General features: G+C 38.0%; 11 protein-coding genes. 5 read left to right on the top strand and 6 right to left on the bottom strand.

The features are described from left to right. The first annotated feature begins 89 nt into the window (after positions 1-89). Entirely contained in the window at positions 90-761 is a 672-nt protein-coding gene (locus AACU95_RS12865; protein ID WP_004248200.1) for a YidX family protein, read from the top strand. A 127-nt stretch (positions 762-888) separates the two neighbouring features. On the opposite strand, the gene AACU95_RS12870 is transcribed toward AACU95_RS12865, so the two are convergent. The 4 genes from AACU95_RS12870 to AACU95_RS12885 form a co-directional block, all read right to left on the bottom strand. Continuing rightward, positions 889-1,326, bottom strand: coding sequence for a universal stress protein (locus tag AACU95_RS12870; RefSeq protein WP_004243203.1), 438 nt, complete (start codon positions 1,324-1,326; stop codon positions 889-891). Between the two features lie 66 nt (positions 1,327-1,392). Further along, positions 1,393-1,731, bottom strand: a complete 339-nt coding sequence (locus AACU95_RS12875) for a hypothetical protein (protein WP_004243204.1) — start codon at positions 1,729-1,731, stop codon at positions 1,393-1,395. Positions 1,732-1,845: 114 nt separating this feature from the next. Then, entirely contained in the window at positions 1,846-2,274 is a 429-nt protein-coding gene (locus tag AACU95_RS12880; RefSeq protein ID WP_004243205.1) for a universal stress protein, read from the bottom strand. A gap of 146 nt (positions 2,275-2,420) precedes the next feature. Next, positions 2,421-3,311 carry an NAD(P)H-hydrate dehydratase gene (locus tag AACU95_RS12885; protein ID WP_012367998.1) on the bottom strand — a complete coding sequence of 297 codons (891 nt, stop codon included), beginning with the start codon at positions 3,309-3,311 and terminating at the stop codon, positions 2,421-2,423. Positions 3,312-3,601: 290 nt separating this feature from the next. On the opposite strand from AACU95_RS12885, the gene AACU95_RS12890 reads away from it, so the two are divergent. The 4 genes from AACU95_RS12890 to AACU95_RS12905 all read left to right on the top strand — a co-directional run bounded on the left by AACU95_RS12890 (position 3,602) and on the right by AACU95_RS12905 (position 6,278). Continuing rightward, positions 3,602-3,823, top strand: a complete 222-nt coding sequence (locus tag AACU95_RS12890; protein ID WP_012367999.1) for a DUF2594 family protein — start codon at positions 3,602-3,604, stop codon at positions 3,821-3,823. Between the two features lie 278 nt (positions 3,824-4,101). Continuing rightward, complete coding sequence (locus AACU95_RS12895; RefSeq protein WP_004248202.1) at positions 4,102-4,464, top strand: hypothetical protein; 363 nt, start codon at positions 4,102-4,104, stop codon at positions 4,462-4,464. 217 nt (positions 4,465-4,681) lie between these two features. Beyond that, entirely contained in the window at positions 4,682-5,659 is a 978-nt protein-coding gene (hemB, locus tag AACU95_RS12900) for a porphobilinogen synthase (RefSeq protein WP_012368000.1), read from the top strand. Between the two features lie 154 nt (positions 5,660-5,813). Then, a complete protein-coding gene (locus AACU95_RS12905; RefSeq protein WP_017628067.1) occupies positions 5,814-6,278 on the top strand; it encodes an HIT family protein in 465 nt (154 codons plus the stop codon). A gap of 85 nt (positions 6,279-6,363) precedes the next feature. Here the strand turns inward: AACU95_RS12905 and AACU95_RS12910 are convergent, their stop codons facing one another. Continuing rightward, positions 6,364-7,641, bottom strand: coding sequence for a cytosine deaminase (locus AACU95_RS12910; RefSeq protein ID WP_012368001.1), 1,278 nt, complete (start codon positions 7,639-7,641; stop codon positions 6,364-6,366). After that, a complete protein-coding gene (gene codB, locus AACU95_RS12915; RefSeq protein ID WP_004250947.1) occupies positions 7,631-8,881 on the bottom strand; it encodes a cytosine permease in 1,251 nt (416 codons plus the stop codon). Before codB ends, AACU95_RS12910 begins: the two co-directional genes overlap by 11 nt. Positions 8,882-9,131 lie beyond the last annotated feature (250 nt).

The raw sequence follows: 9,131 nt of genomic DNA on the forward strand, positions 1-9,131 counted from the left end.
GACCACTTTATAAATTTGAAAATATATTTAAAGTCATTTAAAGATTATCATGACAGAATTCATTAATTTATAACTAAGAGAAAATTAATATGGTAAGTTTTTTGAGAACAAAGTCCGCTGTCTTATTATCAATAGTTATTTTTCCTATTTTCTTTTTATTATCAGGCTGTTTTTCATTCGGGTTAATGTTATCAACTAAAAATGATAATGGTTATCATCGTTCTCATTGGAAAGGCGATTCAATTACCGCACTCTCTCTAGCAAAAGATAGTAACGGTACTAGCGGATGGGTATTTATTGGTGATCATTTTGATTATTTATTAATAAGAGGTGGAGATAACGCAGTAAATATTTTAAGAGATCCGCTTATCCACCATGATAAATTGAGCGTAGAAAATCCAGTTGAATTTATTATTGATAATCAAAAGAAGCAATTTAATGGGAAAATTAAAATAAATTATAACTGGATAACTCAAACCGATAAAGAAGCAGCACTAACTTACGGTTTTATATGTAAAAAAGATATAAACACCTGTTCACTAAAAATAGATAATTTACTTGGAACAGTTCATCAAAAAAATAAAGAACAAAAAAATGAGTATTTACTACCTTTTAACCATCCCTTTAATGTTGAATTCTACCAATACAAAGAAAATCTTATTGGTGCCAGCACACCAAGAATATTATTACCCGTTACTTTGGCGCTAGATATAGTCACATCTCCTTTACAATTGCTGATGATCCCAATACTAAGCAAGTAGTATCGATAAAATAATTGATTATCAAACACTAAATATTCTAGTTTGATTAATAAGGAGATAGCGTTATCTCTATCTCCTTTTATACCATATTATACTATGATGTTAGCCTATTTCATCGCTTATAGGATTAACGCACAACTAACACAGATTGTTTGGCGTAAGCCACAATTCCTGATGCATTAGAGCCTAATAAATGAGTTGAAATGCTAGGACGACGAGAGCCAACGACAATTAAATCCGCTTTAATTTTTTCTGCCAGCTCTAACACTTTATCTCTTGCTGAGCCAAATGCGGCAGAGAAATCAACTTGCTCTTTAGGTAAATCTACAGAATTAGCTAATTCTTGCAGTTGTTCTTGAACTCGTTCAATCGCTTTATTAGCAAAAGAGCTTAACATATCATAATGGTAGCTATAACTAATTGAAAAACGTGAAACATCAGGAATAGCATGAAACAAATGGATCTTAGCCCCTTCAAGCTTTGCAATATAAACAGCGTGTTGTAAAGCCTTTTCGGTTAATTCATCTTCTGAAATATCCACGGGCACTAGAATTGTCTTATACATAGCAACTCCTCATTATTAATTATCGTCTGTTTGTTATTTTGATTTTTTCAACCAACAGTATGATTGCTAATCCTCTTCAAGATGCCATTTATGTAATTGTCGATGAATAAAGGGTGTCACTACTAATCCAATCGATAAAATAAAAACACACTGAAGAAACAAACCATAAATCGCAATAAAAAAACGCCCTGTTGGTGTTGCAGGCGCAGGCTCTACCGGTTGACCACTTAACATTGATATTGCGTTTAATGAGGACTCCATAAAAGTATGTCCTTCAATAAAATAGAACCCTAGCACGCCCGGTAATAATCCTAAAAAAAAGAATACAGTACCTATTATATAGTAGCGTAGAATACGTAGAATAAAATGGTCGAGCCTTAAAAGTTCTTGTGTAAATTTTTCCATCCCATTGACTCTATTAATGCGCAACCCAATGAAAATAATTTAATAATGGTAAAATAGATAATTTAAAAGAAAAAAATAGGTTATGAAACCTCATAACCTATTAGCATGTGTCAATTAACGAACCACTAACACAGAAATATCTGCATAACGAACAACGCCTGCGGCCGTAGAGCCTAATAAATGTGTGCTAATGTTGGGTCTGCGAGAGCCGATAACAATTAAATCTGCTTGAATATCTTTTGCTGTCGTTAAAATTTCATCACGGGGAGAGCCAAAAGTGACAGTGTAAGCCACTTTTTCAGCAGGCAGATCCACCGAATCCACCAGCATTTGCATATCATTTTCGGCTTTTACTGTCGCTTTGTCTTTAATTTCGGGATAACCCAGTGAATAAGCATTAATAATGGCTGAAGAGATAGGAAGCACATGAATAAGATGTAAATTAGCTCCTGTTTCTTTGGCTAAATAAACCGCATGGCGTACTGCTTTACTGGTTAACTCTTCTTCTACAATATCGATAGGCACTAAAATTGTTTTATACATAATAACTCCTCTCAACTCTCCATTTGCCTTAATAGTATCGCAATAACCTCAAGATTACTGTGAGTCAATTAACTAAAACCAACCTAATATCAATTATCAATCGGCTTTAAGTATTAATGAGTTACTACAAAAAATAAACTACTCAGTTAAAATAAATCAGTGCTGTGCTGTTGGTGGGTTGCCCACATTTGGTTGCGAACCGCACGAATGGTATCAATAAGCTCTGATGCAGTTAATCCTATCGGCCCTATTCCTTGTTTTATTAATTGGTCTGCGGCAATACCATGTATCCATACGGCACTCGGCACAGCCTCTGCGATTGGCATACCTTGTGCTAAAAAACTTGCCATGACACCGGTTAATACATCACCGCTCCCTGCTGTCGATAATCCACTGTTCCCTGTTGTATTTACTGTGATATTTCCTTGAGGTGAAGCAATCACCGTTCCTTGTCCTTTCACTATGGCCCAGCAATGATATTGGCGTGTAATTTCTATTGCTGCTTGTTGACGGTTATTTTGAATATCAGCAACATCACAATGAAGTAAAGTTGCGGCCTCTTTCGGATGGGGCGTTAATACACAATTAGCGGTTAAATTCGTGTTAATATGCGATAAGTTTAATTGAGCCAATAACACCAGCGCATCGGCATCAAAAACATAAGGTATTTTCTCGTTACGTTGTGCTAGTACTGTAGTCAGCAATTGTTCCGAATCAGAGGAGAGCCCTAAACCGCAGCCAATCGCCCATGCTGATATTTGTGGTTGCTCTAATAATGTTATGGCTGTTTGTAGCATCAGTTCGGGTGCACTATCAATAAAAGGCAGTGGCAATTGTGGTTGTGCAAAGCCCAAAAAGACTTTACCACACCCTGCTTTAAGCGCACTTTTTCCCGCCAAAACAATCGCACCACTCATGCCTTCTGAGCTGCCGATAATGGCTAATGTACCAAAAGTGCCTTTATGTGTATTTCCCATATTTCGCTGAGCGAGTGCAGGATAGTGAGATATTGCTTGTAATAGTTGCTCTCTGTTCATCTATTATTCCTCATATTCCTCACCTTTTATTGCTGAGTGTTTATTTTTATATCAAACCGCATTAAACGGTAATGGGTAATTTAAAGTATAGCGTGATATCGATGACATAATCATAATAAGAGTGTGCTAGCGGAAATGATTTCTTATCTACTATTTGTTTATTCGTTTTATTCATTTATTTCTTTTATGGGCGATAAGAAAAGCTATTCATACCAGATGAATACAATGTTATTCTGTTACTAGGCATTATTTTTAGGTTAATAAACAAACGATATAAAGGGAAATTCACCATGAATGAGAAGTTTAAAACACAAGCAGATGTTGAAACATTAGCGCAAGAAGTTGCATGCCTAAAAACGCTTGTGACTTATATGTTAAAAGCATTAGGTCAAGCAGATGCTGGACGCGTTATCTTAAATATTGAGCGAGCTATTTCCGAAGTTGCTGATGAACAACAAGCAGAAACCTTCCGCAACACATTAAACCAAATTAAAACAGCTTATCGTCAATAATGATATTGACGTCATCAAAGTGCAATTGCGCATGATTTTAATTTATTGTCGCTTCTTTTTGTGCTGCACAAATAAGCAAAAAGTAAATCTGAAAAGTCTATATACTTAATTCCGAAATAAACCATTCTTTATTCATTTAACTGCCCCTCTATTGTTATAGAGGGGATTTTTTTATCTGTAATAAATAACTAATGTTAATCCTATTCTGATTTAACGCTATATGGGTTTATATGTTACACTTACAGTGTACGCACCAAAAATAAACCATGAGGCTTATAATGAAACCACTTCTGTTATCCCTGCTTTTACTTCCTGCTGTTGCATTTGCTAACCCAAGTAAAATGGCTGAAGATTATTGCAATACATTCAAAGATATCTCAGTAAAAGCTTATGATACTAATGAAGCGCCTGAGAAAATCGCCAAAGACGCATTAGCAACATTGAAATCTCAAAACTTTGATTTTGCAAAACTAGATGCAACGGAAGCTGATTTTTCTAATGGCACCGTTGAAGTTGTTAAATCTTTACGTGATGCAAAAGCAGAAATTGGTTCACGTGAAGAGTTCCAAGAAGGCTTAACGCAAATTGTTGCGGCATGTAAAATTCAAATGGATTCTGTTTTACAAGAGCAGAAAAAATAATCCATTGACTGCCTTAAATGATTAAGCGCAGAGTCCAAGGAGCAGAAATAATCCTGCTCTTTTTTTATTAAAACTCCCCTATTTCATTTCTTACGTTTAACCCTGCTAACTTTTCCCTGCCGCTATTTATTGTGCATGATAGTATCCATCTATTGCGATTAAGGTTTATAATACTTTAGTAAATAATCATTAGAACTGGCCATAACAAGGAGATATTGTGAGCAACGAACAATCCATCCAGCGATTAAGAAGACTACGCCAGTCAGAGAACCTGCGCGCGCTGTTTCAAGAAACGACACTCAGCAAAAATGATCTAGCCCTACCTATTTTCGTTGAAGAAGGCTTAGAGGATTATCAGCCGATCAAAAGTATGCCAGGTGTGGTACGTATTCCTGAAAAACGCCTTGCTTATGAAATTGAGCGTATCGCTAAAGCGGGTATCAAAACGGTCATGACCTTTGGTGTCTCACACCATCTTGATGAAACAGGTAGCGACGCTTGGAAAAGCGACGGTCTAGTTTCTCGCATGTCTCGTATTTGTAAAGATGCTGTACCAGAAATGATTGTTATGTCAGATACTTGTTTCTGTGAATATACTTCACACGGACACTGTGGCGTTTTACATGGTGAACATGTCGATAATGATGAAACTATCCATAATTTAGGTCTACAGGCGGTTGCCGCCGCACAAGCTGGTGCTGATTTTATTGCTCCCTCTGCCGCAATGGATGGTCAAGTTGCCGCTATTCGTGCTGCATTAGATCAAGCAGGATTTACCGATACCGGTATTGTTTCCTACTCAACTAAATTTGCTTCTGCATTATATGGCCCATTCCGTGATGCTGCTGGCTCTCGCTTAATTGGTGATCGTAAAACATATCAAATGAATCCGATGAATCGTCGGGAAGCTATCCGCGAATCATTGATTGATGAGCAAGAAGGTGCGGATATGTTAATGGTTAAGCCTGCTGGTGCTTATTTAGATATTATTCGTGATGTTCGTGAACGTACACTATTACCGTTAGCAGCCTACCAAATTAGTGGGGAGTATGCGCAAATCAAATTTGCTGCATTAGCGGGTGCTATCGATGAAGATCGCGTGGTAATGGAAACACTAGGCTCCATTAAACGCGCAGGTGCTGATTTAATTCTCTCTTACTTTGCGCTTGATTTAGCAGAAAGAAATCTACTTTAATCACCCTTGTATCTAGATGACAAGTGAATAGATCACTAGGAATCTTCAGTATATGACTAACCCCACCACTAAAAACATGGCGGTTAGATACGCTAAATACTTCAAGTTATAACGATAATTTGAAGTATTTTTCACCCTATATTATGAGGCGACTATGGATAACTGTATTTTCTGTCAAATTGTAGCGGGAAAAGCACCTTGCCATAAAATTTGGGAGGACGAACATCATCTTGCGTTTCTTTCAATCTTCCCTAATACCAAGGGTTTTACGGTTGTTATTCCGAAAAAACACTATCCAAGTTATGCTTTTGATTTAAGCGATGAAGCCTTAGCGTTATTGATCATCGCCACTAAAAAAGTGGCAAAAATCCTAGATAAAACATTCCCAGATGTGTCACGCACGGGGATGTTTTTTGAAGGTTTTGGCGTTGATCATGTTCATAGCAAACTCAGCCCAATGCACGGTACGGGTGATATGACAAAATGGGCGCCCATTGAAAACAGACAAAAAATTTTCTTTGATAACTACCCTGGCTATCTTTCATCTCATGATTTTGAGCGCGCAAATGATGAGGAATTAGCGCAATTAGCTGCGCTTATTCGCCAAAATAGTCAGTAATTGATCCAGCCATAATAAACTAATAGCAATAACGGATAAGCATTTATTACTTATCCGTTATTAGTTAATATTACACAATTATTCTTTATTTATACGTAATTCGCGTTGGCTTAGCTAACATAATTTCTGTCTTAGCCGGCTCGGTTTGTGCAATCACTTTACCGTGACGAATAGAGTAACGTACAGGGACTTGACGACGTAAAGCATCAAAACCATTTTCAGCAGGAAGAATAATAAAGTTAGCACTATTACCGACTTCCACACCATAATCCGTTAATGCCAATGTTTTTGCACTATTATGACTGATAAGTTGTAATCCATTATCAATTTGCCCATAGCCCATTAACTGACAAACATGTAACCCCATATGCAGCACTTGTAGCATATTTGCTGTACCTAATGGATACCATGGATCAAAGACATCGTCATGACCAAAGCAAACATTAATACCACTCGCTAACATCTCTTTGACACGGGTGATCCCCCGACGTTTTGGATAACTATCAAAACGCCCTTGCAAATGGATATTCACTAATGGATTGGCTACAAAATTAATGCCTGACATTTTTAATAAACGAAATAAACGCGAAGTATAAGCGCCATTATAAGAGTGCATAGCGGTTGTATGACTTGCTGTCACCCGTGAGCCGATATTTTCTTTATGTGCTAATGCAGCAACGGTTTCAACAAAACGCGATTGTTCATCATCAATTTCATCACAATGCACATCAATAAGTCGATCGTATTTCAGCGCTAATGCGAAGGTTTTATGTAGTGACTCCACGCCATACTCACGGGTAAATTCAAAGTGCGGGATTGCCCCCACAACATCCGCACCTAATTTCAAGGCCTCTTCTAATAATGCTTCGCCATTAGGGTAAGATAATATCCCTTCTTGGGGAAATGCCACAATTTGTAAATCAACCCAAGGTTTGACTTCTTGTTTGACTTCTAACATGGCTTTTAAAGCCGTTAACGATGCATCAGAAACATCAACATGGGTTCTTACATGCTGAATACCATTGGCGATTTGCCATTGTAATGTTTGCCACGCCCGTTGTTTAACATCATCATGGGTGAGTAATGCTTTTCTTTCTGCCCAACGCTCAATACCTTCAAATAAGGTTCCAGATTGATTCCAGTTTGGCTGCCCTGCTGTCTGCGTGGTGTCTAAATGTATATGAGGTTCAACAAAAGGAGCGTGAACCAATCCACCTTGTGCATCTAACCCTTGGGGATGAAAATCGCTTTGCGGTTGTGGCTCAATGGCTGCAATCTGGTTATTTTTAACTGTAATGCGCCATAAACCTTCTTTTCCAGCTAAACGAGCATGATTAATTTGTTCTATATTTTTACCCAGCATGACTTATCTCCGCTTGTCGAGCTGTACGACGATTTAATATTGGATTTAATACCGCGAAACTGATTGCGCCACCTAATACGGCATTAACAGGTACGATCCCTGGTAACCAGTGACCGGCAGCAATACCGATAGCCACAGCAAGTAAGGCTACCCAGTTCACATTTTGCATCTTGTCAGCGTTGAATTGATTATACCGCGCTCTATTCATCAGATAATCTGCAATAATAACGCCACCTACAGGAGGGATCGCCGCGGATAGAAAGGTTAACCAACCAACAAAATTATTATAAAGCCATAGCGCACACAATGTGCCGATAATGCCATTAACCACAGATAATTTTTTACTGGATAACCCTGTGATATTGGCAAAACCTAACCCTGATGCATATAACGCATTATCATTGGTCGTCCAGATATTTAAACCTAATACAATGATCGCCGGCAGTAATAAACCTTGCGCTATCATCACATCGGAAATATCCGCCATGCCTAATGATGCCGCTCCCGCAGCACCAAAGACAAACATCAAAGTATTTCCTAAGAAAAAAGCCACAATAGCGACAATCACGGCAATTTTAGGGTTACGTCCAAAACGAACAAAATCCGCCGTTAATGTACCGGCACTGATAAAAGAGCCTACCACCATGGCAAGGGCTAAATTAAAATCGAGTTGTTCGGCAGGCTTCACTGCCATTAGTGTATTAAGCCCTCCCATATCATGTACCGCAAGATATACCGAGTAACTTCCTAGGATAGCAATAGCAGGAACCGCAATAATGGAGAGGATAGTTAATGCAGAGATACCAAAAAACACGGTGATAGTCATTAAAATTCCTGATATTGCAATCAGGAGATTAATATCAATCCCCGTGGCTTTACCAACGGGAATAGCAAACATCGCAACACCGACACCAAACCAACCGACTTGTGTACCACCGAGTAAAAATGAGGGAAGCCAAGAGCCTTTAATACCAAAAGAGTAACGAGCAAGAAGATGAGTGGTGAGACCTGTTTTAGAACCAATAAAACCAAGAAATGCGGTGTAAATACCAAGGAGAAGATTACCGATAAGAACTGCGAGGAAGAAATCATTAAAGGAGAGACCAGTACCAAGAGCGCCGCCAGTCCACATACTGGCTGAAAAAAACGTTAATCCCAACATCACAAAGGTTAACGCTAATCCACCCTTTCTTGCGGATATGGGCACCGGGCCCTGACTATAATTGTTGTCCTGAGACACTTTAACCCCCTATTCATTTCACCAGGCCAAAAAATCTGACGCATTCTATCGGCATAAAAATTTTATGCAAACGTTTTCGTACTCTGTTTATGATAATTAATGGGATCGGTGATAGAAAAAAAATTGATATATCTCACATCAATCCTGATGTTATGGTTGTTTTACTTGAGTCACTCGACTTATTTAAAATGATTGTAAAAAGGAGATTGCTTTAGAAATATTTATGATAACAATGGAAAGTTCATAATCA

It is taken from the genome of Proteus sp. G4415 (assembly GCF_963896075.1).
In the GTDB taxonomy this organism is placed as follows: Bacteria; Pseudomonadota; Gammaproteobacteria; order Enterobacterales; family Enterobacteriaceae; genus Proteus; species Proteus mirabilis.

Coding starts and splice junctions, on each gene's coding strand:
- AACU95_RS12905 (WP_017628067.1), top strand. CDS start 5,814: ATGGATAACTGTATTTTCTGTCAAATTGTAGCGGGAAAAGCACCTTGC.
- AACU95_RS12875 (WP_004243204.1), bottom strand. CDS start 1,731: ATGGAAAAATTTACACAAGAACTTTTAAGGCTCGACCATTTTATTCTA.
- AACU95_RS12865 (WP_004248200.1), top strand. CDS start 90: ATGGTAAGTTTTTTGAGAACAAAGTCCGCTGTCTTATTATCAATAGTT.
- AACU95_RS12890 (WP_012367999.1), top strand. CDS start 3,602: ATGAATGAGAAGTTTAAAACACAAGCAGATGTTGAAACATTAGCGCAA.
- AACU95_RS12870 (WP_004243203.1), bottom strand. CDS start 1,326: ATGTATAAGACAATTCTAGTGCCCGTGGATATTTCAGAAGATGAATTA.
- AACU95_RS12895 (WP_004248202.1), top strand. CDS start 4,102: ATGAAACCACTTCTGTTATCCCTGCTTTTACTTCCTGCTGTTGCATTT.
- AACU95_RS12880 (WP_004243205.1), bottom strand. CDS start 2,274: ATGTATAAAACAATTTTAGTGCCTATCGATATTGTAGAAGAAGAGTTA.
- AACU95_RS12885 (WP_012367998.1), bottom strand. CDS start 3,311: ATGAACAGAGAGCAACTATTACAAGCAATATCTCACTATCCTGCACTC.
- AACU95_RS12910 (WP_012368001.1), bottom strand. CDS start 7,641: ATGCTGGGTAAAAATATAGAACAAATTAATCATGCTCGTTTAGCTGGA.